The organism is Mycobacterium asiaticum (assembly GCF_001673635.1).
Classification (GTDB): Bacteria; Actinomycetota; Actinomycetes; order Mycobacteriales; family Mycobacteriaceae; genus Mycobacterium; species Mycobacterium asiaticum_C.
Map to the genome: position 1 here is coordinate 1 of NZ_LZMH01000005.1, position 24,495 is coordinate 24,495.

A 24,495-nucleotide genomic window follows, 5' to 3' on the forward strand; every position below is an offset into this window, starting at 1 on the left:
CGCACGACGGATTGAGGCAGTGCTCGCAGATCCGCGGGAGGTAGAACATGAAGGTCTCTTCGAGCTTCAGCCGCACCTCTTCGCTGATCTTCTTCAAGATCGGGTCGTCGGGCACGATTTCCGTTGAGCCGGCGAGGTTGTCGTCCCAGTTCGAACCCCAGGACACCTTCATCGGCTCACCGGTCAGTTGGCTGCGCGGTGCGGCTGTCGGGAAGGTGTCTCCCGCGGGCGCCTGGGTCAGGTTTTCGTAGTCGTAGGTCCACGGCTCGTAGTAATCCGAGATGGTGGGCAGATTGGGGTTGGCGAAGATACGCAGCAACTTCGACAACCGCCCGCCATCCCGCAATCGCAACCGTCCGTTGTTGTCGCGGACCCATCCCCCGCGCCACCGATTCTGATCCTCATAGCCACGTGGATAACCCACGCCGGGACGGGTTTCGACGTTGTTGAACCAGACGTACTCGGTGCCCGAACGGTTGGTCCATGCCTGCTTGCATGTCACCGAGCAGGTATGGCAGCCAATGCATTTGTCGAGGTTCATCACCATCGCCATTTGCGCCATGACCTTCATGTCAGTACCTGACCTCCTGGGTGCGGCGCCGCACCACGGTAACTTCGTCACGCTGGTTACCGGTGGGACCGAGATAGTTGAACGCGAACGAGTGCTGCCCATAGCCACCCGCCAAATGACTGGGCTTGATTCGCACCCGGGTCAGGGCGTTGTGGTTGCCGCCGCGCTTGTTGTTGGTTTCGGTGCGCGGCGTGTCGACGGTGCGCTCCTGTACGTGGTAGACGAACACCACCCCGTCGGGCATCCGGTGCGAGACGATGGCCCGGCACACGTAGATGCCGTTGGCATTGACCGCCTCGACCCAATCGTTGTCGCGCACATTGATTTTCGCAGCGTCCGCTGGACTCATCCACATGGTCGGGCCGCCCCGCGACAGCGACAGCATGTAAAGGTTGTCCTGGTAGGTCGAATGGAACGACCACTTGGAGTGCGGCGTCAGATAGCGCACGGTGAGTCCGATTCCGCCCGAACCGTCCGGGGTTGGGCCGAGCTGCGGTTGATCGAACAGCCGCGCCATGTCCAGCGGTGGCCGGTATACCGGCAGTTGTTCGCCGAGTTCCTCGACCCAGTCATGCGCCAGGTAGAAGTGCATCCGGCCGGTCAGGGTGTGAAACGGCTTGAGGTGCTCGATGTTGATGGTGAAGGGGGCGTAGCGGCGGCCGCCGGTCTCGCTGCCCGACCATTCCGGGCTGGTGATCACCGGTACCGGCCGCGCCTGCGTGTCGGCGTAGGTGATCCGCTTCTCTTCGCTGCCCTCGGCCAGCTGCACCAGCCGTTGTCCGGTGCGTTTTTCCAGCTCGAGGAAACCTTCGACGGCCAGCCGGCCGTTGCAGGTTCCCGACAAGGCCAGGATGGTGTCGGCCATCCGCTGGGCGGTGGTGATCGCCGGTCGCCCAGCACCCGCTCCGGAGTTCATCACGCCGAATTTGCTTGCCAGTTCGCTGATCTCCCGGAACGGGTGAACCGTGTAGCCCTTGACGGTCATGCCGAACTTGTCGACCAGCGGTCCCAGGGTCAGCCATTTGTCGTAGATCGCGGTGTAGTCGCGCTCCACGACGGTCAGCTTGCTCATCGTCCGGCCCGGAATCGGGACTTCGCCGGTGTGCAACCAATCGCGTTCGGTCCCATCGGGACAGGCCATCTCATCCGGGGTGTCATGTTGCAGCGCGGTCAGCACCACGTCCGCGCGCGTGCCCAGGTGGCGGCGAGCCAGCATGCTGAACGTGCGCGCGATCGCGGCGAATGCGTCGAAGTCCGAACGCGTTTCCCACGGCGGGTCGATCGCCGGGCTGAACGCGTGCACGTACGGGTGCATGTCGGTGCTGGACAGGTCGGCCTTCTCGTACCACGTCGCCGCCGGCAGCACCACATCGGAGACCAGCGTGGTCGACGTCATGCGGAAGTCGATCGACATCATCAGGTCGAGCTTGCCCTCGGGAATATCGTTATCCCACAACACGTCCCGTGGCCTCACACCGTCGGTGGCGGGTTCGGCCTGCACGTTGGAGTCGGTGCCCAGCAGGTGCCGCAGGAAATACTCGCCACCCTTGCCCGAGGAGCCGATCAGGTTCGCCCGCCACACCGTCAGCACCCGGGGCCAGTTGACCGGGTTGTCCGGGTCGGTGACCGAGAGCTGGAGCTTGCGCTCGGCCAGCTGCTCGGCCACATACTCGCCGACGTCGCGGCCGTAAGCCTTCGCCTCATCGGCGATCTCGAGGCTGGACCGGTCGAACTGCGGATAGAACGGGCTCCAGCCCATCGCCGCGGCCGAGGCGAGCAGGTCAATCGTGTGCTTGCCGGTGAATCTGCCGCGGCCCAAGGGGCTGGTCAGCTTGTCCGCGCCGAAGCCGTCGTAGCGCCACTGGTCGGTGTGGGCGTACCAGTACGACGCGCCCGGCACCTGGCGCGGCGGGCGCGCCCAGTCCGTGGCGTTGGCCATGGTCTGCCACCCGGTCAGCGGGCGAACCTTCTCCTGACCGACGTAGTGTGCCCAGCCGCCGCCGTTGCGTCCCATCGAACCGGTCAACATCAACAGCGCCAGCACCGACCGATACATCACGTCGCTGTGGAACCAGTGGCAGATCCCTCCGCCCATGATCACCATGGACCGGCCGCCGGATTCCTCTGCGTTGCGGGCGAATTCCCTGGCAATGCGAACGGCCTGCGCGGCCGGCACCCCGGTGATGGGCTCCTGCCAGGCGGGCGTGTTCGGTTGCGTGGCATCGTCGTAACCGGCCGCCCAGTCGCCGGGCAGCCCCGGGCGCCCAACCCCGTAGTTGGCCAGCATCAGGTCGAACACCGTGCACACCAGGTGGTTGCCCACCCGGCGTACCGGCACACCGCGTGACACGGTCTGTCCGTGGCCGTCGACGGTGTCAAAGTGGGGCAGGCTGACGAGTTTGGCGCCCCCGTCTTTGTTTTCGACGCTCAACGCCGGGATCACCGCACCGAGATCGAGGTTCCACTTCCCCACCCCGTCTTCGCCGAACCGGAACCCAAGCGAGCCCTGCGGAATCACCACAGTGTCGGTGACCTGATCCAGGACTGCGGGTTTGAAGGCCGAGTTCTCGACTTCCTCGCCGATGTCGGCCGCTGTCAGGAACTTTCCCGGTACCAGTTGTCCGCCCCGGGCCTCCAGCTTGATCAGGAAGGGCAGGTCGGTGTAGCGGCGTACATAGTCGGTGAAGAACGGAACCTGCTTGTCTACATAGCATTCCGAGAGGATCACATGGCCCATCGCCATGGCCAGCGCGGTGTCGGTGCCCGCGGCACACCGCACCCACTCGTCGGCGAATTTGGTGTTGTCGGCGTAGTCGGGACTGACGACCACGACCTTGGTGCCCCGGTAGCGCACCTCGGCCATCCAGTGCGCATCGGGGGTTCGGGTGATCGGGACGTTGGAGCCCCACATCACCAGATACGAAGCGTCCCACCAGTCTCCGGATTCCGGCACGTCCGTCTGATCGCCGAACACCTGCGGCGAGGCCACCGGCAGGTCGGCATACCAGTCGTAGAACGACGTCATCACGCCGCCGATCAACTCGATGAATCGCGAACCTGCGGCGTGGCTGACCATCGACATTGCCGGGATCGGGGTGAAGCCGGCGACCCGGTCGGGGCCGTAGGTCTTGACGGTGTGCACATGGGCCGCCGCGATCATCTCGGTAGCCTCGGCCCAGCTCACCCGGATAAGTCCGCCTTTGCCGCGGGCCTGCTGGTAGCGGCGCCGTCGCTGCGGATCGGCCTGGATGTCGGCCCAGGCCAGCACCGGGTCGCCCAAGCGGGCCTTGGCTTCGCGGTACATCTCCACCAGCACGCCGCGGGCGTAGGGGTAGCGGACCCGGGTGGGCGCATAGCTGTACCAGGAGAAGGAGGCGCCCCGCGGGCAACCCCGCGGCTCGTACTCGGGGCGGTCCGGGCCCACCGAAGGGTAGTCGGTTTGCTGGGTTTCCCAGGTGATGATCCCGTCCTTGACGTAGATCTTCCACGAACACGATCCCGTGCAGTTGACCCCGTGGGTGGATCGCACGACTTTGTCGTGACTCCATCGGTCGCGGTAGAAGACGTCACCCTGGCGACCGCCGCGCCGGGATACGGTGCGCAGGTCGGCCGATACTTCGCCGGGGGTGAAGAATCGAGCGCTGCGTGCCAACAGTTCCTCGAGGTGTCCACCGACATGCGGGGTCACAGTCAGGACGACCTCCTCTTCAGCGCATCGGTATTGAGTTGCCCTTTTCAACAGTTGATGTCGGCAACCTTCGGCTGCCCTGGATGTTCGCTGTACACGGACTGTGGAAACGTGTCAGGACAGCGCGCGCGTCAGGTCGCCGAGCCAGGCGCGATCCGCCGGCACCCAGTCGACGTCGCCGAGTTCGGCCGCGGTCACCCAGCGCAACGCGCGGTGGTCGTGGGCGCGGGGCTCTCCCGTCAGCAGCCGGACCCGGTAGGCCCGCAGGGTCATGGAGCCGCTCAAGGCGACATCACCACCGAGGCGTTCATCCACCACGACGTCGCCCGCCCGCAGTCCGAGTTCCTCAACGAGCTCCCGCGCCAGCGCGGCCGGTTCGGTTTCCCCGTCGGCGACCTTGCCGCCGGGCAGCTCCCAGCGGCCCGCCAGTTCCGCGGGACGAGCGCGTTGTGCCACCAGGACCGTGTTGCCGCGGATGATCGCTCCGGCAACGACGATCTGGGTCGGCATGGCCAGTGACGGTATACGGTCGAGAGATGGCTGTGTTAACGGATGAGCAAGTAGACGCCGCACTGCCCGAGCTCGACGGCTGGGAACGTGTCGATGGAGCATTGCGACGGTCGGTGAAGTTCCCGGAATTTCTGGCCGGAATCGATGCCGTACGCCGGGTGGGTGAACACGCCGAGGCCAAGGACCACCATCCGGATATCGATATCCGTTGGCGGACGGTGACTTTCGTGCTGGTCACGCACTCCGAAGGTGGCATCACCCAGAAGGACATCGACATGGCCCGCGACATGAACGGAATCATCGGTAGCTGAGCGCCCCGCGCGAACCCAACCACACCGCGAAATCGCGGGCCAAAAACGGCAACCAGGTTCGGTTCGCGAATATAGGGTGATCCGCGATGACGCTCCATGGCTCGTTGCGGTTGGCTCTTGCCATCGCACTCGCGGGCGCAGGCGTTGCCTGCTCGCATCCGGACACATCTGGCAGCGTTCAACCGGGGCCGCCGACCACAGTGAGCCACTCACCCGCCGGCTACGAGCCGAGCCCCTGCCCCGCCACCCCCGCGCCGGAACTGGCCGCCGCACACTGCGCGACCCTGACCGTCCCCGAGAATCGGACTAAACCAGGCGGGCGGACCTTACGGCTGGCCGTCGCCGTCATTCCGTCGCAGACACAACCCCCGACCAGCGACCCGATCCTCTTCATTACCGGCGGCCCGGGTGAGGACGCCATCATGGATCCGCCGATCGCGCAGGACGTGGGCCTCAACCGCAACCGGGACCTGATCCTGCTCGCGCAGCGTGGGAACCACTCGTCTCAACCCGCGCTGACATGCCCGGAGATCGACCAGTTCTACGCCCGCCGAGCGGGCCTGGTGTACGACGCACCCAGCACCGGCGATGAGTACGTACGAGCGGTGAAGACCTGCCATGACCGCCTGGCCGGCGGGGCGGACCTCGGCGCGTTCAACTCCATCGAGAGTGCCTACGACCTGATCGATCTACGCAACGCGTTGCACCTCAAGCAGTGGAATCTGTTCTCCCACTCCTACGGCACCGACCTGGCGCTGATCTATTCACGGTTGGACGCACCGGCCATCCGCTCGCTGGTGCTCGACGGGATGACGCCGCCGTCGATCGCAAGCCCGAGCTGGACCTGGGGCAGTGCACGCGAGGCGTTCGACAACATGATGAGTGCCTGCACCGTCCAACCGGACTGTCAGACGCGCTATCCGAACCTGGGCGACACGTTCGTGCGGCTGGTCAACGAACTCGAGGCCCATCCGGTGACCACCACGGTGAACGTCGAAGGCGTCGGCGACACGAAGATCGTGCTCGACGGTGGCGCCCTGTTGAACTGGTTCGTTCCGATGGCGACCCACTTCCCGGCCGAGATGCCCGCCGCGATAGATGAACTCGCGCACGGCAACCCCACGCGGATCGCCAAGCAATGGGCCATGGCGTGGGTGAACCCCGCCAAGGTCGGGGTCATGGGCTGGGGCCTGACGTTGAGCATCTGGTGCAGCGAGTGGGTGCCGTTCGATTCCGCGGAGGACCAGAATCGAGCGGCCCGACAAGCTTTCGCCGCGCTGCCCGAATCCGTGCGCGCCCAGGCGCCGCAATTGCCGTTCCTGCGGCAGGCCTGCGCGGCATGGAACGTGCCCAAGGCGTCCGACTGGGTACGCGGGGTCAGCGACGCCCCGATGCCGGCGCTGGCGTTGTCCGGCAGCTACGACGGACAAACCGGCGCTGCGTCCGGACAGTATGTGGCCCAGCATCTTCCGCATGCCATCTCGGTGACCGTCCCGGGCGTCGCGCACGGCATCTACGCCGACCGCTGCGGCGCCGCCGTCATCGCCTCGTTCTTCGATAACCCTCAGCAGCCCGACACCGGTTGTATCAACTCGACCCAACCGGCGACCTATGCGATCAACCCGCCGCCACCATGACCGGAGCGTTTGACCGGAGGGCCTTGCTGAGCGGCGCGCTGGCCGGAGCGGCGACACTCGCCCTGTCCTGCTCCGCACGGCCCGCCAACCCGACGTTGTTCGACGATCTCGACGCCAAGATCACCGCGGGCATGAAGGCCTACGGGATACCGGGTGCCGCGGTGGGCGTCTGGACCGGCGGCCGGGAGTACATCAAGGGTTACGGCGTCACCAACGTCGACCATCCGGTTCCCGTCGACGGCGATACCGTTTTCCGGATCGGCTCCACCACGAAGACATTCACCGGCACCGCGATCATGCGTCTGGTGGATGCGGGCAAGGTCTCGCTGGATGCGCCGGTGCGCAGGTATCTGCCCGACTTCGCCGTCGCCGATCCCGAGGTGAGCGCCGCGGTGACGGTGCGCCAGTTGCTCAACCACACCTCGGGCTGGTTGGGCGATGATGTCCAAGACTTCGGCAACGGCGATGATGCGCTGGCCCGGTATGTCGCCTCGCTGACGCGGCTGCCGCAGCTCAATCCGCGCGGTGCGGTATTCGCTTACAACAATGCGGGATTGGCCGTCGCGGGCCGGATCGTCGAAGTGGTGTCCGGCACGACCTACGAGTCGGCCGTGCAGAACCTGCTGCTGGATCCGCTGCAACTGGGCCACACTCACTTCTTCTCTGGCCAGCTGACGGGTTTGAGTGTGGCGACACCACACAACGTCATCGACGGCAAACCGGTTGTCGACGAGGGTTTCTGGGCCTTCCCGCGCAGCTGCAATCCCACGGGCGGGCTGATATCCAGCGTGCGGGATCAGTTGCGCTATGCCAGGTTCCACCTCGGCAACGGAATGGCGCCCAGCGGCACCCAGCTGCTCAGTGAGCAGGCGCTGCAGTCGATGCGCGCCAATCCCGGTGCCGGCGGCACGCTGCAGGTCGAGCTGACCGGAATGGGTGTGGCTTGGATGCTGCGCCCGTCAGCGGAGGACAAGGTGATCGTTCAGCACGGCGGAACGTGGAGCGGGCAGCGCTCCGGGTTCTTCATGGTTCCGGCCCGCGACTTCGCGATGACATTGCTGACCAATTCCGAAGGCGGAGCTCAACTCACCGTCGACCTTTTTGCGGATGACTGGGCGCTGCGCCGGTTCGCCGACGTCGGCAACCTGCCCGCCGCCGTCCAGCATCTCAGCGCGCGCGACTTGGCGCCGTACGAGGGGCGCTATGTCGCCGAGTCGATTCCGGAGTCCGGCGAGCTCGAGCGCGTGATCATCGAATTCCGTTCCGGGAATGGCCAACTGGACGGCACGATGGGCTCCGAGGATCCCACGGCGGGTCGTAGCCGGATGGGCCTCGCGTTCTACCGGCCGGACTACGGACTCGATCTCGGGCCGGACGGCAAGCCGGTAGGCACCCGATCGAATTTCGTCCGCGACAAGGTGGGCAACATCATCTGGTTCCGGAGCCACGGGCGGCTGTTCCGGCGCGAATACCCGGCGTGACGCTCTCCTACCCGTCGCCGAGCGTCACGCTAGCGTCGCACTCACCGTCGACCGTCACTCTGGCGTGACGCTCGGCGCAACGATATACCATTGCGCGACAATGCGATCCAGCCCAGCGTGGCCAGCGCCGCCAGCGCATACACCAGCCCGGCCCAAGCCAGATACCAGGGCCGGCTGATCACCCAGATGGTCGGCTGCGCGAAGCTGAGCAGCCACGGCACGCCGATCAGAGTCAGCACCAGCCAGCCCCACCCCAGAATCTTGGCGCCCAGGTGTTCCCGCAGCGGCCCGTGCAGCAACCACATCATCAGCGGCACCAGCCACACCCAGTGGTGCGTCCAGGAGATCGGCGAGAGCAGCAGCCCGAACACCTCGACCACCAGCAGCCGGCCGAGCGAATCGGAGGCGTCCAGCGCGCGCCAGGCCAGTACGGCAAGCATCAGCGTCACGCCGATCGCCGTCAGAACCAACGGCCCGTAGCCCGCGTCGTATCCGAGGATGCGCGAAATTGCGCCGCGCCAGGACTGATTGAACGAGGTGGCGATCGGCCCCACCCGGCGCGCATCGCCCAGCAGGTCGGTGAAGTAGTACCGAGCCTGGTCGCCGACGACAAACAGCGATATGCCGATCGTCACCAGAAAGGTGGACAGCGAGAACAGCGCCGCCGACCAGCGGCGCGCCCCGAGCAGGTAGATCCCGGCGATCGCCGGCGTCAGCTTGACACCGGCCGCGAGCCCGACCAGCAACCCCGACAACCACCACCGGGTGGTGTAGACGGCCCACAGCACCGCCAACACCAGGAACACATTGATCTGGCCGTAGTCGAAGTTGCTGCGCAACGGTTCGATCCAGATGGTCACCGCGGTCCACAGCATTGCGGCGCGCCGGTCTGCGGCGGTGCCCATCAGTCGCTGACTGACCCGCACCACGCCGTATAACGCCGCAACGATGGCCGCCTGCCACAGGAAGGCCAGCAACCCGAACGGCACCACATGCAGTGGGTAGAAGACCACCGCGGCGAACGGCGGATAAGTGAACGGCAGCGGGAAGTCCGGCGTCTGGTCGGCGTAGACGTAGCTGTACAGGGTGCCGGGATGGTTGAGCGCCGCGGCGCCGCCCACGTAGACGTGCAAGTCCACGAAGTTGGCACCGTTGGGCGCCAGATAGGTCCAGGCGAACCGTGCAACGACGCTCAGGATCAGCAGCGGCGCCGCCAGGCCGGCCTTCCGGGCGGGTGCCGCCACAGCGGCCGAAGTGGTGTCGATTCGACCGACTTTAGCGACCGCGCCGGGTGTCGGGCCGTTGATAACGGCTAGGACACAAATCGCAGGTGGTCGATCACCGCCGCCACTCGTATCGGTAACGATCAAATAAATGCCACACGTGTCACTTGAGTCACTTCTGTACCACGATAGCTTCGGCTACAGGTCCTGTGGGGGCCTGGAATAGCCCGTTGAAGACAACCAGGGAGAGTCATGCCAACCATCTGGACTTACGTACGTGCCGGCGCAGTATTGGTCGGTTCGTCCGCCGCATTGCTGACGGGCGGCATCGCCCACGCCGACCCAGCGCCCGCCCCGGCGCAGCCCAACATTCCGCAGCAGCTGATCGCTTCGGCCGCCAACGCACCGCAGATTCTGCAGAACCTGGCGACCGCCCTCGGCGCGACCCCGCCGGTGCAGGGCACCTCGCCGGCACCGCAGGGTGTGCTGCGCGCGCCAGACCCGGCTCCCGCTGCTCCCGGTGGGCTGAACCTGCCGTCGGTGCTGCCCGGCGCCAGCGCACCCGGGCCCTCGACCGCTCCCGCCACGGTTCCGCAGATTCCCGGCGTGAACACCCCGATTCCGGGGATCACCGCGCCGGCGGCGGCCGCGCCCGCGCCCGCACCTGCTGGCGTGCCATCCATTCCCGGTGTGAACACGCCCATTCCGGCGCTCGCAGCACCGGCACCGGCCGCACCCGCGCCGGCCGCAGTGCCGTCCATTCCCGGAGTGAACACCCCGATCCCAGGCATCACCGCTCCGGCCACTCCGGCGGCCGCGCCCGCGCCTTCGATCCCGGGCCTGGCGTCGGCGATTCCGGGTCTTGCCGCACCGGCGGCAGCGGCGCCGGCGGCTCCGGCTTCCGCATTGCCGGGGTTGGCCTCGGCCCTGCCGGGCTTGGCGCAGGCGGCACTCCCGGGCCTGACGTCCGGCATTCCCGGATTGGCACCGGCGTCTCCGGCCCCGGGTGCCAGTGCGCCCGCACCAGCGGGACCGCCGCAGACGCTGCTCGCCGCGCTGCCCTGAGCCATCTCATCTGACGGCTGACCTACCACCAACAACGGGAGAGAGAACACACCGTGGCAAGCACTTGGAGTCTGTCCAAAGGTTTGGCCGCAGTCGTCGTCACTTCGGCTGCCGCGTTCGCGCTTTGTCCGAGCGCGGCAGCCGACCCGGCGACGCCGCCGCCCAACCCCACCCAACAGCTCCCTGGGCTGCCCGCGTTGGCCGAGTTGAGCCCGATCATCCAGCAGGCCGCGGGCAATCCGGCGCAGGCGACACAGCTCCTGATGGCCGCGGCTCAGGCATTCACCCACAACCCGACGGCACCCGCAGAAGCCAAGAACGTCGCCACCTCGGTCAACCAGTTCGTAGCGGACCCGGCGATGCCGGTCGCCGGTACGCCCCATCACGGCGGACCGGCGACCGTGGCCGGCGTGACACCGCCACCGCCCGAAGCCGCGCCGGTGCCACAAGCGGCCCCAGTGCCGCACGTGCCTCCTCCGGGAGTGGAGCCGGGCACCCTGCCGCACCTACCGACGGGGGTTGACCCCAACCACGCGGCGGGACCCGCGCCCGCGGCGGCGGCACCCGCTCCGGCGGCTCCTGCTCCGGCGGCGGCACCCGCACCTGCCCCCGCGGCGGCGCCCGAACCTGCCTCAGCGGCGGCACCGGCCGCTGCTCCGGCGCCTGTCGCTGCTCCGGCAGCGGTTGCCGCTCCGGCTCCCGCGCCCGCCCCGGCCGCGGCGCCGGCTCCTGCCCCGGCTCCCGCGCCGGCCCCCGCGGCCGCAGCACCGGCATTCGGTCCGGACGCCCCGCCCACGCAGGACTTCATGTACCCCTCGATAGGCACCAACTGCCTTGGCGACGGCACCAGCGCCCTGGCGACCGCGCTGTCGGTGGCCGGGCCGGCCAGCATCCCGACACCCGGTCCCGGCGCCGGCCAGACCGCCTACGTGTTCACCGCCGTCGGAACCCCCGGGCCCGCGGAGGTGCAGCGCCTGCCGTTGAACGTCACCTGGGTGAACCTGACCACCGGCAAGTCCGGGACGGCCACCCTCAAGCCGCGCACCGACATCAATGGGGACGGGCCCACGACGCTGACCGCGATCGTCGACACCGGTTCGGGCAGCATCATGTCGACGATCTTCGGCCAGGTCACCACGAAAGACCGTCAGTGCCAGTTCATGCCCACCATCGGCTCGACTGTGGTGCCCTAGCGGACGCAGCCGGCAAGCAACCCCTGAGGGCTAGTAGGCCATGAACAGAATGGCGTCCCGGTCGTACTCCAGACCGGGGTGCACGCTGGCGAGATGAGCCTGCGTCAGTTCGACCAGCTCGTCCTCGTCCTTGCCGGTAATGGCCTCGCCGCACGGACACGTTATGTGTGTCTTCACGTTGTCGCCTTTCCTTTGGCTTCGGCTTTCATCTGCTTCTTATAGGACCGCACCCGCCCCAGCGACTCGGCATCGACGATGTCGGCGACCGAGATATGGGTGCCCGACTTGCCGAACTCGCCCGCCGCGGACCGCCAGCCCTTCGGGGTCACGCCGTACTGCTTGCCGAGCAAAGCCAGAAAGATCTGGGCCTTCTGCTCGCCGAAGCCGGGCAGGGCTTTGAGACGGCGCAACACCTCTTTGCCGTCGGGATCGCCCGCGGTCCACAGCGCCGCCGCATCCCCGTCATACCGGTCCACGATGATCTGCGCGAGCGTCTGGATGCGCTTGGCCATCGACCCCGGAAAGCGGTGGATGGCAGGCTTTTCCGAGCACAGCGCGGCAAACTTGTCCGGGTCGTACTCGGCGATGTCGGCCGCATCGATGCCGCCCATCCGGTCCGCGATCTTCTTCGGTCCGGCGAACGCCGTCTCCATCGGGACCTGCTGATCGAGCAACATACCGACGAGCAACGCGAAGGGATTGGAATCCAGCAAAGCGTCGGCGGCCGGTTCTTGGACGAGCTGCAGTTTCGGCACGCACTCAGTTTAGAACCGCGCCGTTTGCGGGCAGCCACACGGCGCCCACTGCACGGTTTGGCGAATTACGGCGATCCCGCGCCGGGCACCTCGACCCGCGCCCGCAGGATCCAACACGTGGACTTGCCCTGCACGAGGTCCTCGTGGGTCGTCTCGTCGGCCACCAGGTAAAGGGTGCGCCCGTCTGCTCCTCCAAGTGCGGGAGCGACCGCCCATCCCCGATCGATCGCTACGCGATGGGTGATGACACCACCATCGACGACCCTGAGGAACTCGCCGGTGTCATAGCAGCCGACCCATACCCCGCGGTCGACGTCCACGCAGAGTCCGTCGGGATGCCGGTCCTTGCCCATATCTGCGAAAACGCTTGGCGCGCCGAGGCTTCCATCAGCTTCGGTCGGAAACGCCAGGATTCGCGAACCGAATGTCTCGCTGACGACGAGCGTCGACCCGTCCGGCAGGAAGGCCAGGCCGTTCGGGCCGGCGAGGCCGGTGGCCACGATCCGAACGTCTCCGGTCCGGTCGACGAGGCCGATCGCCCCATCCATCACCGTCTCGCCCGCGCGATAGAGGTTGACGTAGCAGCGACCGTCGGGGGCGACGAACAGGTCGTTGGTAGACCAGGCGAAGTCGCTGAGGTCGTAGGTCGCCGCGACCTGCCCATCGGCGTCTACGTGATAGATCTTCGGGGCGAACAGTGCGGACACCACCAGCGTCCCGTCCGGTAGCCAGCCCAGTCCAGAGGCATGTTCCACCTCGGCCTCCACGGCTATTCGCCGGTTTCACCCACCGAACACACCCGGCCTGTCGGTCCGTCGCTGAACCAGAGCCGGTCCTCATGCCAGCGCGGCCCTTCCCCGTAGACGACGCCGTCGGTAAACGGTACCGCCTGGACAACTTGTGCCGTGGTCACGTCACACATGTTCGTCGACGCTGCGCCAAATAGCGAGACCCGCTATCACGCCACCGAGGCCCGGCCGGCATGCGGCACGAAACCTACGATGCAGGAACGCTTTTAGCCGCTCTTGCGGCGGAACTCCCGGCGGTTTCCCACCGCACCGTGCGCCCGCGACTGCTTGCCGCCGGAATCCTTGTGGTCGGAGCCACCCGACGACTTGGCCGTCTTGCGCTCCAGAGCCTCCCGGAACTTGCGCTTGTTCTCGTCCTCCGCGGACTCGCCTTCCGGGGCATTCGATTCAGCCATGCCCAGCAGCCTATCGCCTACCGGGGGGCATGCCGTAGACATGCGAGATCGGCAGCGTCAGCAACACGCGGCGGTCGGTGACCATCGCCTCGCGATACTCGTCCCAGTCCGGATGTTCGCCAGCGATGTTGCGATACAAGGCAATCAGCGCCTCGACCGTGTCGTCACCCGGCGAAGCGGCCGGTGGGGTCAGCTCGGCGATCCCTTCGGCGACGGCATACGACCAGCCGTCGTCGGCGTCCACCAGAAGCGATGCCCGTGGATCGCGCCGCAGATTGCGCGTCTTGGCCCGCGGCTCGGTGACCGACACCTGCAACACCAGACTCCGCGCATCGAAGTGATACTGCACGTTCGACAACTGGGGGCGTCCGTCCCGCTTGATGGTGGCCAGCACCCCAATCGAGTTGCAACTGATCACGGCCAACAGCTTGTCGTCGAAGACTTGGCGTCCCATGCCGAAAGCCTACGTCGCGTTGCATCATTCTCCGACGGGCTGCTGGAATCGATGCATGACCAAGTACGCGGCCTTCCTGCGTGGTGTCAACGTCGGCGGCGTCAACCTCAAGATGGCCGAGGTTGCCGACGCGTTGACCAGCGCCGGATTCAAGAACGTGCGCACCATCCTGGCCACCGGCAATGTGCTGCTGGAATCCAACTCCGGTGTCAAAGCGGTGCGCAAGGCGGCCGAGGCCGCGCTGCGGGAGCGGTTCGGGTATGACGCGTGGGTGCTCGCCTACGACATCAACACGGTGCGCGATATCGACCGGGCGTACCCGTTCGAGCGCGATGTCGAGGGATACCAGTCCTACGTCACTTTCGTCACCGAGGCCGACGTGCTCGACGAACTGGCTGGACTCACACCCGGGCCCCGGGAGCGCATCCAGCGCGGCGAGGGCGTCATCTACTGGCAGGTGCCCAAGGGCGGCACCCTGGACAGCACCATCGGACAGACCATGGGCAAGAAGCGCTACAAGTCCTCGACCACGACTCGCAACCTGCGCACGCTGGCTAAGGTGCTGAAATGAGCGAGCCCGAACGCGAACCACATAAGGCCGATCTGACCGGCGTCTCCGAGACGGCACTGCTGACGCTGAACGCCCGGGCCACCGAGGCGCGCCGTCCCGACGCCATCATCGAGGATCCGATGGCCGTCGCCCTGGTCGATGCCATCGACTTCGACTTCGCCAAGTTCGGCCGCACCGGCCAGGACATCGCGCTGCGGGCTCGCGCCTTCGACAGCGCCGCGCAGTCTTACCTCAGCGACCACCCCTCGGCGACGGTGGTGGCGCTGGCCGAAGGGTTGCAAACCAGCTTCTGGCGGTTGGACGCGGCGCTTGCCGATAGTGAATTCCGTTGGCTCACAGTGGACTTACCGCCGATCATCGATATCCGGGCACAGCTGCTCCCGGCGTCGCCGCGGATTTCGGTGCGCGCGCAATCGGCCCTGGACTACAGCTGGATGGACGCCGTCGACCCGTCCGACGGGGTGTTCATCACCGCCGAAGGGTTGCTGATGTACTTGCAGCCCGAACAGTCCATGGAGTTGATCACCGAGTGCGCCAGACGCTTTCCCGGTGGTCAGATGATGTTCGACCTGCCACCGCGCTGGTTCACCATGTGGACCCGATTGGGCCTGCGCACGTCGCTGCGCTACACGGTGCCCACGATGCCGTTCAGTTTGTCCGTCGCAGAGGCCGCAAATCTGCTGCACATCGTGCCGGGCGTGACGGCCGTCCGCGACGTGCATCTGCCGCCGGGCCGCGGCCTGCTGCTCAACACCGCCATGTCGGCCATCTACAGCGTTCCGCTGTTGGATCCGGTGCGCCCGAATCTGACGCTTTTGGAGTTCTAGTCGTCCGGCACGTTGGTCAGGTAGCGCATCGCGTCGGACTTGGTCAGCCCCAGCGCCCGGGCGACTTCGACGTATTCCTTGGCGGCGGCTGCCATCGCGGCATCGGTGGGGTCGAAGCGGGAGATGAAAGTGCCGAAGCGGCCGCGAGTTTCGACGATGGCTGCGGATTCGAGTTCGCGGTAAGCGCGGGCCACGGTGTTGGCGGCGACGCCGAGTTGGCCGGCCAGGTCGCGCACTGTCGGCAATCGGGTGCCGGGCGGTAGCGAACCCGCGCGGACACCGTCGATCACCTGGGTTCTGAGCTGGTCGAACAGCGGCTTGCCTGCCTTGACGTCGACCTTCAACAAATCGCGCAACTCCACATAACCAGTATTGCCCACGCGCAGCTATGTTTGTGGGATGCGAGTGGTGGTGCTTAGCGGCGCGGGGATCTCCGCGGAAAGCGGAGTGCCGACCTTCCGTGACGACAAGAACGGCCTATGGGCCAGCTTTGATCCCTACGAGCTGTCCAGTGTTCAGGGCTGGGAGAGCAATCCCGAACGCGTGTGGGGTTGGTACCTGTGGCGCCACTACCTGGTGGCCGACGTCCAGCCCAACGAGGGCCACCGGGCGATCGCGCAGTGGCAGGACCACCCGGAAGTCTCCTCGGTCACCGTCGTCACCCAGAACGTCGACGATCTGCACGAGCGCGCCGGCAGCACGACAGTCCATCACCTGCACGGCAGTCTGTTCGAATTCCGTTGTGCGCGTTGCAATATGCGCTACAGCGAACCGTTGCCGGTGATGACCGAAGCCGCCATCGAGGTAGAGCCCCCGGTGTGCCGCTGCGGCGGGCTGATCCGGCCGGACATCGTCTGGTTCGGCGAAATGCTGCCCCAGGGTCCGTGGCAGAGCGCCGTGGTGGCCACGGAGACCGCCGACCTGGTGGTGGTGGTCGGTACCTCGGCCGTGGTCTACCCGGCAGCCGGACTACCCGAGCTCGCGGTGGCCCGCGGCATACCGGTGATCGAGGTCAATCCGGAACCCACCCCATTGACCAGCAGCGTCAACCTCAGCATCCGGGAGTCGGCAAGCACGGCGCTGCCCGGCTTGTTGGAACGCTTGCCGGCCCTGTTGAAGTAGCGGTCTCAAGGCCGCCGCGCACGGCCCAACGCCAGCTCCGACACCGGTAGCGGCGCCCAGGCCGGCAATGTCCATTCGTGCCGTGACTCGGCGATCTCGAAGCCGGCGTCGACAATCGACCGTTCGGTATCGCGGTGGGTGTGGCAGTTACCCAACATCCGCGGCCAAAGCGTGGCGTCGGCCAATCGCTGCAGTCGGCCGCGGGCACCCGCACTGGCGATGTGCTCGAGAAAGCGCAGCTCCCCGCCGGGACGCAACAGGGCGCGCAGCCGTCGCAGCACCGCGACCTGGTCGTGCACCGAGCACAGGACCAGCGAACAGACCACCGCATCGAACGCTTCCCCGGCGCTGAACTCCTCGACCGCGACGCTGGTCACCTCGACCGGAATCGGTGCGTCTGCCGCCGCTGCCCTGGCTTTCGCCACCAAACGCGGTTCGGGCTCGACGGCGACCACCTGCGTGACGGTGTCGGGGTAATAGGCGAAGTTCGTCCCGCTGCCCGCACCGACTTCGAGCACCCGGCCGGACAGCCCGGCCAGATTCTCCCGGCGCAGGGTGCGCACCGATTCGGCCTCGTGCGCGGCGAAAATGGGCCACACCCGCGCGAAGAACGGGTTCTGCACCTCAGCCATTGCGCGTCACCGAAGCGTGGATCTCCTGCCCGTTACGCCCACTCGGATCCTTGGCCGCGCCGAATCCACTTTCGGCGGTTGGACCCGCGGTCGTGGAGCCTTCGACAGCGCCGCCCTCACTGATACCGAACCGCTCGTGCAGCCACACCAATGGCTTGGGCGCCCACCAGTTCCAACGACCCATGATGTGCATGAACGCCGGGACCAGGACCATGCGCACCAGGGTGGCATCGGCGATCACCGCGAGGGTCAGCCCCAGCCCGAACATTCGCATGAACGACACGTGCGCGGCGATCAACGCGGCGAACGACATCGACATGACCAGCGCGGCGGCGGTGATCACCCGGCCGGTGCGGGCCACCCCGAGCGCCACGCTCTCGTCGTTGGCGGCGTGCGCCTCCTTGGCAGTCGGCTTGGCGGGCCGCGCCGCGCCCGACGCGAGCCAGTACTCGCGGATCCGGGAGACCAGGAAGACCTCATAGTCCATCGACAACCCGAACGCGATGCAGAACAACAGCACGGGCATGTTCGCCACCAGCGTGCCGCTCGGAGTGGTGCCCATGGCGCCGAGATGGCCGTCTTGGAATATCCACACCAGCGCACCGAAGGCGGCCGTCAACGAGAGCACGTTGAGTACCAGTGCCTTCAGGGGCAGCACCACGCTGCCGGTCAGCAGGAACAGCAGAACGAAAGTCACCACCGCCATCAGACCCAGCACCAGCGGCAACCGGTCGGTCACCGCGTCGACACTGTCCCGGTTGACCTGCGCGACACCCGCCAGCTCCACCGAGCGGCCAGCCGGCGGCGCCACCTGGTGCAACCGCCTGAGCTGCTCGTCGGAGGCTTGCGAGAACAAGGGCGCCGTGCTGCTCACGGTCAGCAGCGCGCTGCCGTCCTTGATTCCGGTGGGCCCGACGGGCGGCCCTGCTGGCTTGCCGTTGATGAAGGTCCCGCCGGGTGCGGAGACGGCGGATACGTCGGGAACCAGTGACAGGTCGGCCGCGTAGGTGTCCAGGTCCGCGGGATTGAGGCCGCGGGCGTCGAGCATGACGATCGGCACGGCCCGTTCGGAGTCACGGGTGAAGTTGTTCCGCAGTTGGTCTCCCACCTGATGCGACGACGCCGACGTCGGCAGCACCCGGTCGTCGGGGAAGCCCCATTTGACCGAGATGAAAGGCAGTCCGAGCAGTAGGAGGAGCGCGACGACCGCGGTGCCGATCGGGAGCCAGAAACGCATGACGAACTTGCTCGATCGGTACCAGAACAACTGCTCAACCGGCTTGTGCACGGGTTCGGGACGGCGCAATATCCGGCGCACCAGGCGACGCACGTCGAAGGCGTCCAGCCGGGAGCCCATCAGCACGATGGCCGCCGGAGTCACCACGATGGACGCGGTTGCGACAAACGCGACGGTCGCGACCCCCGCGTAGGCGAACGACTTGAGGAAGTACATCGGGAACGCCACCGTGGCAGCCATCGACAGCGCCACCGTGACCGCCGAGAACAGCACCGTGCGACCCGAGGTGGCCATCGTCCGGATCAGCGCCTCGTCGCGGTCGCAACCTTCGGCCAGCTCGTCGCGATAGCGGCTGATGATCAGCAGCGTGTAGTCGATGGCCAGCGCCAGGCCCAGCGCGGTGCTCAAATTGAGGGCGAAGATCGACACCTCAGTGGTGAAGGTGACCAGTCGCAGCACCGACATCGACCCGACAACCGCAAGAGCGCCCAGCGCCATCGGCAACGCCGCCGCCAGCAAGCCACCGAACACCCAGACCAGTACCAGGAAGCTGAATGGGATGGCGATCATCTCCATGACCAGCAGGTCGGCCTGGTTCTGCTTGTTGATCTGGGCGTATTCCATCGCCGAGCCGCCGGCCCGGACGGTGACCCCGTCCCGGTCGTGGACGATGTCGTCGCTCAGGGTCTGGGCGTTCTTCTGCGCGTCGTTCTCGCCGCCCTTGAGGTTGACGACGATCAGCCCGGACTTACCGTCCTTGCTGATCAGGTCGGCAGCCGCTTCCGGCGGCGCGGTCCAGGCCGACGAGACGTTGTAGACCAGCGGCGATCTGTTCAGCTGTCCGACCAGGTCGGCGCCTACCGCGCGGGCCTGCTCGCTGCGCGCCCCGTCGGGCGCGGTGACCAGGATCATCATCTGCTGGCCGCTTTGCCCGAACTTGTCGCTCAAGGTGGCGATCGCACGGGCGGATTCCGAGTTGGGGTCCTGGAATCCGCCCGGGGACAAGCTGTTGGCGACCGGAATGCCGAAGACCGCGGCGGCGACGAAAACCAGGAGGGCGATGGCAATGATCCGCCGCGGTGCCGCCAGAGCCAGTCGAGCGATCCACTGCAGCATTTCATGTCCCTCCGCCGCAGGCGCCAACCGTCCCGATGGAGCCCCCGCAGCCTCGATAAAACGCGTTGTTTACCCACGCTAACGTACAGATGTCCAACAGCACCCGCGTCCTGTTTACGGGTATAGCCCCGGAACGGTTCAACCGGAGCCCAAATGGGTATCCTCGGCCGTCGCGAGGCAACCTACCGGTCGGTAAGAATTGCCACCATTTTCCGAATCGTGACTCACCGATTCCTTAATGCGGGCTTTTACGCTCAGTGTCATGTGGATCGACGACACCAGTGCCGATGTCATCAAGGCTGACTTCGAGGCTCTCTACCACGGCGACATGCTGGTGGAGGGTGAGACCTCGGAGCAATTCGAAGACTGGCAACCCCTGCCGACAGCGAGCTGAGGTAACACCATGGGCGTAATTGCACGACTTTTGATGGCAGAACCGACCGCCACACGTTGGTTCCGTCGGTAGCGAACCCGTGTCGTCGTTGAAGCCCCCCGCCATCGCGGGGGGCTTTTTCGTCGCCTCAGCCGATTAGCGCGGCGCCATCCGAATGGCACCGTCCAGGCGGATGACCTCGCCGTTGAGCATCGGGTTCTCCACAATGTGCTGAGCCAGCGCGCCGTACTCGTCCGGGTCGCCCAACCGGGCCGGGTGCGGAACCTGCTTACCCAACGACTTCTGCGCCTCCTCGGGCAGCGAACCGAGCAGCGGGGTCTTGAACAGACCCGGCGCGATGGTCACCACCCGGATGAGCTCGCGGGATAGGTCCCGCGCGATCGGCAGCGTCATGCCGACCACGCCGCCCTTGGACGCCGAGTAGGCGGCCTGGCCGATCTGGCCGTCGAATGCCGCGACCGACGCGGTGTTGATGATGACGCCGCGCTCGGGGCTTGTCTCGGGACCGATCGGCTCGGTCTTGGCGATCCGCTCGGCAGCCAGCCGCAGCACGTTGAAAGTGCCGATCAGGTTGACCTCGACCACCTTCTTGAAACCGTCCAGCGGGAACGGACCGTCTTTGGAAAGCGTCTTGATGGCGTTGCCGATGCCGGCGCAGTTGACGTTGATGCGTACCGGGCCCAGGGACTCGGCGGTGTCGAGCGCCTTGGTGACGCCGGCCTCGTCGGTGACGTTGGTCTGCACGAAGTATGCCCGCTCGCCCAGCTCCTGGACCGCTTCCTCACCCCTGAGATCAAGCACCACCACCTGCGCGCCGGCGTCGAGCAACCGCTTCGTGGTCGCCAGACCCAAGCCCGATGCGCCTCCCGTGACGACCGCTACGGCGTCCCTGATCTCCATGCGAGTCCTTCCTCCACCTTGTGTGGCCGCGTGGCCCTACCTACTGGTTGGTTGGGACTATACCCAGTCGTTGAGCAGGGCCTCGATCTCACCCACCTGCGCCGGGCGCGGAGTCTCCGCTGGGGTGCGCGAGAACCGCGGGGCCGGCATGGGCTGCAGGTTGCCGTCCACTTCGTACAACGTGTTGCGCTCGGCGATATGCGGCTCGGTGTTCGCCTCCCCAAAAGCCAGCACCGGCGTCACGCAGGCGTCCGAATCCGCAAACACCTTGGCCCAGTGGTCGCGGTCACGGCTGCCGAACGCCTCGGTGAGCACCGCTCGCAACTCGGGCCAGCGCGTGACATCGTTCTGCGGCGGGAGGGTGGCGGCATCCAGGCCCAGCCCCTGGATCATCGCGGCGTAGAACTGCGGCTCGATCGCGCCGACCGCGACATAGCGGCCGTCGGCGCACTCGTAGGTGTCGTAGTAAGGGGCGCCGCCGTCGAGCATGTTGGTGCCGCGCACGTCGGTCCACATGCCCGAGGCCCGCATCTGCCACATCATCTGCACCAGCACGCTGGACCCGTCGACCATGGCGGCGTCCACCACCTGACCTTTGCCGGAAGTCTGGCGCTCCCACAGCGCCGACAGAATGCCGAGCAGCAGGAACATGGAGCCGCCGCCGAAGTCACCGACCAGGTTCAGCGGCGGCACCGGGCGCTCGTTGACCCGGCCGATCGAGTGCAGGATGCCGTTCAGCGAGATGTAGTTGATGTCGTGGCCGGCCTGCTGGCTGCGCGGGCCGGTCTGGCCCCAGCCGGTCATCCGGGCATAGATCAGCCGGTCGTTGACCTTGGCGCAGTCGTCTGGCCCCAGGCCGAGGCGCTCGGTGACGCCGGGCCGGTAGCCCTCGATCAGCACGTCGGCCTTGGCGACGAGCTTGAGCACCGCTTGGCGCCCCTCGTCGGACTTGAGGTCGGCAGTCACGACGCGACGGTTGCGGCTCATCGCGTCTTTGACGATGCCGCCCGGGGCTCCCGACGGGCGATCGACCCGCACCACGTCGGCGCCGAGGTCTCCCAGGATCATCGCGGCGTGCGGGCCTGGCCCGATCCCCGACAGTTCGACTACTCGCAATCCACTCAGCGGTCCCGCCATGGGAATACCGACCTTTCGTCCGCTCTGACGTCCTCGACCCGCACTACGGGCCGAACAACCGGTTGATTGCATCTTGGCAGCCGCGCCCGACGGGGTTGCAGGCCGGGGGCTTCGTGGCGATCGCAAGCGCGGCGAAGCCGGGCGCAGCGGGTCGCCACCATCCAGCTTTCGTGGCGATCGCAAGCGCGGCGAAGCCGGCCGCAGCGGGTCGCCACCATCCACCTAATCTAAAGCGCATGTCCGAATCTGGAATCGCCACTCTCGCCCCTGTCGCGGGTCTCGACGTCGACCTCACCGACGGCGTGCTGTCGCTCACCATCAACCGGCCCGACAGCCTCAATTCGCTGATCATCCCGGTGATCACCGGTCTGGCCGATGCGATGGAGCGCGCGGCCACCGACCCGGCCGTGCGGGTGGTCCGCCTGGGTGGCGCCGGCCGCGGGTTCAGTTCGGGAGCCGGCATCAGCGCCGACGACATGTCCGGCGGCGGTGGTGTGCCGCCGGACGAGATCATCCTGGAGATCAATCGCCTGATCCGCGCCATCACTGCCCTGCCGCGCCCGGTGGTGGCCGTCGTGCAGGGACCGGCGGCCGGCGTCGGCGTCTCGATCGCGCTGGCTTGCGATGTCGTATTGGCCTCGGAGAAGGCATTTTTCATGCTGGCGTTCACCAAGATCGGGTTGATGCCCGACGGCGGCGCGTCGGCCCTGATCGCGGCCGCGGTCGGCCGGATCCGCGCACTGAAAATGGCCCTGTTACCCGAACGGTTGACCGCCGCCGAGGCGTTGTCCTGGGGCCTGGTCAGCGAGGTCTATCCGGCCGAGGAGTTCGACGCCGAGGTGGACAAGGTGATCGCCCGGTTGCTGGCGGGTCCGGCGGTGGCTTTCGCCAAGACCAAAGGCGCGATCAACGCCGCCACCCTGACCGAACTGGACGCCACCCTGGACCGCGAATTCGAAGGCCAATCCGGGCTGTTGCAGGCACCCGATTTCAAGGAGGGCACCAAAGCCTTCCAGGAACGCCGCGCCCCCAGCTTCACCGATTCCTGAGTTAGATCGCCTGAAACCGGGCAATCCCCGGGTGTGGCGGCTGAACGAGTTCGTTGTCTGGTGACCGGTGCCACCGGTTACGTCGGCGCGCGGTTGGCACCGCGCCTGCTGGACGAGGGGCACTCGGTGCGCGCGCTGGCACGAAAACCGGAGAAGCTGGACGACGTACCGTGGCGTCCCCGAGCCGAGGTCGCACAGGGCGATCTGAGCGACGCCGACTCGTTGGTAAAGGCCTTCGACGGGATCGACGTCGTCTATTACCTGGTCCACTCGATGGGCGGCTCGAAAGACTTTGCCGCCGAGGAAGAGCGCGCGGTCCGCAATGTGGTGACGGCCGCCAAACGCACCGGCGTGCGCCGAATTGTGTATCTGGGTGGCTTGCATCCGGATAGCAGCCAGCTCTCGCCGCACCTCGAGTCGCGCAAGGCGGTGGGTGACCGCCTGATCGAGTCCGGCATCGAGACGGTCGTGCTGCAGGCGGGCGTGGTCGTCGGCTCGGGGTCCGCGTCGTTCGAGATGATCCGGCACCTCACCGACCGGTTGCCGGTGATGACCACGCCGAAATGGGTGCACAACAAGATCCAGCCGATCGCGGTCCGTGACGTGCTGTACTACCTGGTCGCGGCCGCCACCGCCGAGGTGCCCGATTCGCGGACCTGGGATATCGGCGGGCCGGACGTGCTGGAGTACGGCGACATGATGCAGGTGTACGCCGAAGTGGCCGGGCTTCGTAGGCGCCGCATGATCGTGCTGCCGTTCCTGACTCCGACCATCGCCAGCCTGTGGGTCGGCACGGTGACCCCGATTCCGTCCGGCCTGGCGCGTCCGCTGGTCGAATCGCTGGAATGCGATGCGGTGATGCGCAACAACGACATTGACTCGATCATCAAGCGACCACCGAACGGGTTGACCAGCTACCGCCAGGCGGTCGCAACGGCGCTCGACCGCGCCGGCCGCGGTCTACCGGAGCCGACCTGGGCCTCGTTGCAGTCCGAACCCGGCGAGCCACTGCCCAGCGACCCAACCTGGGCCGGTGAGATCGTCTACACCGACGAGCAGACCCGCGTCACCTCCGCCGCGCCCGGCGATGTTTGGAAGGCGGCGGAAAGCGCTGTGAGCGAAGGGCGTTGGCGCTGGTTCCCCGTCGGGCCGCGGCGCGGCGGTGCCGCGCAACGCTGGCGCATCGCAGAATGTGATCCGGGCGCCAAGTTGCGGTTGCAGGCCGAGGTGCGGGCACCCGCGCGTACCTGGCTGGAAGTCAGCGTCGCCCCGCAGGACACAGGTGGGAGCAGGTACACGCAGCGGGCCGTGGTCATTCCCTGCGGAATCGCCGGCCGGTTCTACTGCTTCCTGCTACGGCCCGTACACGGCGCCGCGTTACGCGCACTGGCGAGCAATGTCGCCGCTTCCGATTAACG

At 66.8% G+C, this 24,495-nt stretch carries 26 protein-coding genes; 11 read left to right on the forward strand and 15 right to left on the reverse strand.

Annotation, left to right across the window (positions count from 1 at the left end; genetic code table 11):
* The 3 genes from A5645_RS01115 to A5645_RS01125 all read right to left on the reverse strand — a co-directional run.
* The coding region (locus A5645_RS01115; RefSeq protein ID WP_495525035.1) for a nitrate reductase subunit beta at positions 1–571 on the reverse strand (571 nt) is incomplete at its 3' end.
* 1 nt (position 572) lies between these two features.
* Positions 573–4,265, reverse strand: a complete 3,693-nt coding sequence (locus A5645_RS01120) for a nitrate reductase subunit alpha (protein ID WP_065128242.1) — start codon at positions 4,263–4,265, stop codon at positions 573–575.
* Positions 4,266–4,373: 108 nt separating this feature from the next.
* Complete coding sequence (locus A5645_RS01125; RefSeq protein ID WP_065128200.1) at positions 4,374–4,769, reverse strand: (deoxy)nucleoside triphosphate pyrophosphohydrolase; 396 nt, start codon at positions 4,767–4,769, stop codon at positions 4,374–4,376.
* Between the two features lie 26 nt (positions 4,770–4,795).
* Here A5645_RS01125 and A5645_RS01130 point away from each other — a divergent pair, with 26 nt between their 5' ends.
* The 3 genes from A5645_RS01130 (at position 4,796) to A5645_RS01140 (ending at position 8,198) form a co-directional block, all read left to right on the forward strand.
* Positions 4,796–5,080, forward strand: a complete 285-nt coding sequence (locus tag A5645_RS01130) for a 4a-hydroxytetrahydrobiopterin dehydratase (protein ID WP_065128201.1) — start codon at positions 4,796–4,798, stop codon at positions 5,078–5,080.
* A gap of 86 nt (positions 5,081–5,166) precedes the next feature.
* Positions 5,167–6,717 carry an alpha/beta fold hydrolase gene (locus A5645_RS01135; RefSeq protein ID WP_065128202.1) on the forward strand — a complete coding sequence of 517 codons (1,551 nt, stop codon included), beginning with the start codon at positions 5,167–5,169 and terminating at the stop codon, positions 6,715–6,717.
* Positions 6,714–8,198: a serine hydrolase domain-containing protein gene (locus A5645_RS01140; protein WP_081288094.1), complete on the forward strand. Its 1,485-nt coding sequence runs from the start codon at positions 6,714–6,716 to the stop codon at positions 8,196–8,198. The genes A5645_RS01135 and A5645_RS01140 overlap by 4 nt, the downstream gene beginning before the upstream one ends.
* Before the next feature lie 41 nt (positions 8,199–8,239).
* Here A5645_RS01140 and A5645_RS01145 read toward each other — a convergent pair whose 3' ends face one another.
* Positions 8,240–9,505 (reverse strand): mannosyltransferase, encoded by a 1,266-nt coding sequence (locus A5645_RS01145; protein ID WP_065128245.1) that lies wholly within the window; start codon positions 9,503–9,505, stop codon positions 8,240–8,242.
* A 168-nt stretch (positions 9,506–9,673) separates the two neighbouring features.
* Between A5645_RS01145 and A5645_RS01150 the strand changes: the two genes are divergently transcribed.
* Together A5645_RS01150 and A5645_RS01155 are read left to right on the forward strand one after the other, a co-directional pair.
* A complete protein-coding gene (locus A5645_RS01150) occupies positions 9,674–10,486 on the forward strand; it encodes a hypothetical protein (protein ID WP_065128203.1) in 813 nt (270 codons plus the stop codon).
* 17 nt (positions 10,487–10,503) lie between these two features.
* The gene (locus A5645_RS01155) at positions 10,504–11,679 is read left to right on the forward strand and encodes an Rv1157c family protein (RefSeq protein WP_155767795.1); all 1,176 of its coding nucleotides are present in this window, start codon (positions 10,504–10,506) and stop codon (positions 11,677–11,679) included.
* Between the two features lie 30 nt (positions 11,680–11,709).
* On the opposite strand, the gene A5645_RS01160 is transcribed toward A5645_RS01155, so the two are convergent.
* The 6 genes from A5645_RS01160 to A5645_RS01180 form a co-directional block, all read right to left on the reverse strand.
* Positions 11,710–11,856, reverse strand: coding sequence for a DUF1059 domain-containing protein (locus tag A5645_RS01160; RefSeq protein ID WP_065037196.1), 147 nt, complete (start codon positions 11,854–11,856; stop codon positions 11,710–11,712).
* A complete protein-coding gene (locus tag A5645_RS01165) occupies positions 11,853–12,434 on the reverse strand; it encodes an HhH-GPD-type base excision DNA repair protein (RefSeq protein ID WP_065037197.1) in 582 nt (193 codons plus the stop codon). The genes A5645_RS01160 and A5645_RS01165 overlap by 4 nt, the downstream gene beginning before the upstream one ends.
* Before the next feature lie 65 nt (positions 12,435–12,499).
* Complete coding sequence (locus tag A5645_RS01170; protein WP_253866824.1) at positions 12,500–13,189, reverse strand: SMP-30/gluconolactonase/LRE family protein; 690 nt, start codon at positions 13,187–13,189, stop codon at positions 12,500–12,502.
* 14 nt (positions 13,190–13,203) lie between these two features.
* Positions 13,204–13,347 carry a hypothetical protein gene (locus A5645_RS28465; protein WP_253866825.1) on the reverse strand — a complete coding sequence of 48 codons (144 nt, stop codon included), beginning with the start codon at positions 13,345–13,347 and terminating at the stop codon, positions 13,204–13,206.
* Between the two features lie 102 nt (positions 13,348–13,449).
* Positions 13,450–13,638, reverse strand: coding sequence for a DUF5302 domain-containing protein (locus A5645_RS01175; protein WP_065037198.1), 189 nt, complete (start codon positions 13,636–13,638; stop codon positions 13,450–13,452).
* A gap of 10 nt (positions 13,639–13,648) precedes the next feature.
* A complete protein-coding gene (locus tag A5645_RS01180; RefSeq protein WP_065037199.1) occupies positions 13,649–14,092 on the reverse strand; it encodes a PPOX class F420-dependent oxidoreductase in 444 nt (147 codons plus the stop codon).
* A 55-nt stretch (positions 14,093–14,147) separates the two neighbouring features.
* Here A5645_RS01180 and A5645_RS01185 point away from each other — a divergent pair, with 55 nt between their 5' ends.
* Together A5645_RS01185 and A5645_RS01190 are read left to right on the forward strand one after the other, a co-directional pair.
* Complete coding sequence (locus A5645_RS01185; protein WP_065128204.1) at positions 14,148–14,663, forward strand: DUF1697 domain-containing protein; 516 nt, start codon at positions 14,148–14,150, stop codon at positions 14,661–14,663.
* Positions 14,660–15,490: a class I SAM-dependent methyltransferase gene (locus A5645_RS01190; RefSeq protein WP_065128205.1), complete on the forward strand. Its 831-nt coding sequence runs from the start codon at positions 14,660–14,662 to the stop codon at positions 15,488–15,490. Before A5645_RS01185 ends, A5645_RS01190 begins: the two co-directional genes overlap by 4 nt.
* Here the strand turns inward: A5645_RS01190 and A5645_RS01195 are convergent.
* Complete coding sequence (locus A5645_RS01195) at positions 15,487–15,852, reverse strand: Rv1152 family transcriptional regulator (protein ID WP_065037202.1); 366 nt, start codon at positions 15,850–15,852, stop codon at positions 15,487–15,489. The genes A5645_RS01190 and A5645_RS01195 overlap by 4 nt on opposite strands.
* Positions 15,853–15,889: 37 nt before the next feature.
* On the opposite strand from A5645_RS01195, the gene A5645_RS01200 reads away from it, so the two are divergent.
* Positions 15,890–16,612, forward strand: coding sequence for an NAD-dependent deacylase (locus A5645_RS01200; RefSeq protein WP_065037203.1), 723 nt, complete (start codon positions 15,890–15,892; stop codon positions 16,610–16,612).
* A gap of 5 nt (positions 16,613–16,617) precedes the next feature.
* Here A5645_RS01200 and A5645_RS01205 read toward each other — a convergent pair whose 3' ends face one another.
* Positions 16,618–17,244: a methyltransferase domain-containing protein gene (locus A5645_RS01205; RefSeq protein WP_065128206.1), complete on the reverse strand. Its 627-nt coding sequence runs from the start codon at positions 17,242–17,244 to the stop codon at positions 16,618–16,620.
* Positions 17,237–19,597 (reverse strand): MMPL family transporter, encoded by a 2,361-nt coding sequence (locus tag A5645_RS01210; RefSeq protein WP_065128207.1) that lies wholly within the window; start codon positions 19,595–19,597, stop codon positions 17,237–17,239. The genes A5645_RS01205 and A5645_RS01210 overlap by 8 nt, the downstream gene beginning before the upstream one ends.
* 262 nt (positions 19,598–19,859) lie before the next feature.
* On the opposite strand from A5645_RS01210, the gene A5645_RS29010 reads away from it, so the two are divergent.
* Entirely contained in the window at positions 19,860–19,991 is a 132-nt protein-coding gene (locus tag A5645_RS29010; RefSeq protein ID WP_142277073.1) for a hypothetical protein, read from the forward strand.
* A gap of 135 nt (positions 19,992–20,126) precedes the next feature.
* Here A5645_RS29010 and A5645_RS01215 read toward each other — a convergent pair whose 3' ends face one another.
* Complete coding sequence (locus A5645_RS01215) at positions 20,127–20,891, reverse strand: 3-hydroxyacyl-CoA dehydrogenase (RefSeq protein WP_065128208.1); 765 nt, start codon at positions 20,889–20,891, stop codon at positions 20,127–20,129.
* A 57-nt stretch (positions 20,892–20,948) separates the two neighbouring features.
* Positions 20,949–22,028 carry a CaiB/BaiF CoA transferase family protein gene (locus A5645_RS01220; protein WP_065128209.1) on the reverse strand — a complete coding sequence of 360 codons (1,080 nt, stop codon included), beginning with the start codon at positions 22,026–22,028 and terminating at the stop codon, positions 20,949–20,951.
* Positions 22,029–22,264: 236 nt separating this feature from the next.
* Between A5645_RS01220 and A5645_RS01225 the strand changes: the two genes are divergently transcribed.
* Complete coding sequence (locus A5645_RS01225) at positions 22,265–23,077, forward strand: enoyl-CoA hydratase (protein ID WP_065128210.1); 813 nt, start codon at positions 22,265–22,267, stop codon at positions 23,075–23,077.
* 33 nt (positions 23,078–23,110) lie between these two features.
* Positions 23,111–24,493 carry a DUF2867 domain-containing protein gene (locus A5645_RS01230; protein ID WP_065128211.1) on the forward strand — a complete coding sequence of 461 codons (1,383 nt, stop codon included), beginning with the start codon at positions 23,111–23,113 and terminating at the stop codon, positions 24,491–24,493.
* Positions 24,494–24,495: the final 2 nt, after the last annotated feature.

Excerpts from the sequence above, each read along its gene's own strand:
- A5645_RS01140 (WP_081288094.1), top strand. The coding sequence starts at position 6,714 with ATGACCGGAGCGTTTGACCGGAGGGCCTTGCTGAGCGGCGCGCTGGCC.
- A5645_RS01185 (WP_065128204.1), top strand. The coding sequence starts at position 14,148 with ATGACCAAGTACGCGGCCTTCCTGCGTGGTGTCAACGTCGGCGGCGTC.
- A5645_RS01150 (WP_065128203.1), top strand. The coding sequence starts at position 9,674 with ATGCCAACCATCTGGACTTACGTACGTGCCGGCGCAGTATTGGTCGGT.
- A5645_RS01135 (WP_065128202.1), top strand. The coding sequence starts at position 5,167 with ATGACGCTCCATGGCTCGTTGCGGTTGGCTCTTGCCATCGCACTCGCG.
- A5645_RS01175 (WP_065037198.1), bottom strand. The coding sequence starts at position 13,638 with ATGGCTGAATCGAATGCCCCGGAAGGCGAGTCCGCGGAGGACGAGAAC.
- A5645_RS01205 (WP_065128206.1), bottom strand. The coding sequence starts at position 17,244 with ATGGCTGAGGTGCAGAACCCGTTCTTCGCGCGGGTGTGGCCCATTTTC.
- A5645_RS29010 (WP_142277073.1), top strand. The coding sequence starts at position 19,860 with ATGTGGATCGACGACACCAGTGCCGATGTCATCAAGGCTGACTTCGAG.
- A5645_RS01220 (WP_065128209.1), bottom strand. The coding sequence starts at position 22,028 with ATGGCGGGACCGCTGAGTGGATTGCGAGTAGTCGAACTGTCGGGGATC.
- A5645_RS01200 (WP_065037203.1), top strand. The coding sequence starts at position 15,890 with ATGCGAGTGGTGGTGCTTAGCGGCGCGGGGATCTCCGCGGAAAGCGGA.
- A5645_RS01210 (WP_065128207.1), bottom strand. The coding sequence starts at position 19,597 with ATGCTGCAGTGGATCGCTCGACTGGCTCTGGCGGCACCGCGGCGGATC.
- A5645_RS01225 (WP_065128210.1), top strand. The coding sequence starts at position 22,265 with ATGTCCGAATCTGGAATCGCCACTCTCGCCCCTGTCGCGGGTCTCGAC.
- A5645_RS01215 (WP_065128208.1), bottom strand. The coding sequence starts at position 20,891 with ATGGAGATCAGGGACGCCGTAGCGGTCGTCACGGGAGGCGCATCGGGC.
- A5645_RS01180 (WP_065037199.1), bottom strand. The coding sequence starts at position 14,092 with ATGGGACGCCAAGTCTTCGACGACAAGCTGTTGGCCGTGATCAGTTGC.
- A5645_RS01190 (WP_065128205.1), top strand. The coding sequence starts at position 14,660 with ATGAGCGAGCCCGAACGCGAACCACATAAGGCCGATCTGACCGGCGTC.
- A5645_RS01130 (WP_065128201.1), top strand. The coding sequence starts at position 4,796 with ATGGCTGTGTTAACGGATGAGCAAGTAGACGCCGCACTGCCCGAGCTC.
- A5645_RS01125 (WP_065128200.1), bottom strand. The coding sequence starts at position 4,769 with ATGCCGACCCAGATCGTCGTTGCCGGAGCGATCATCCGCGGCAACACG.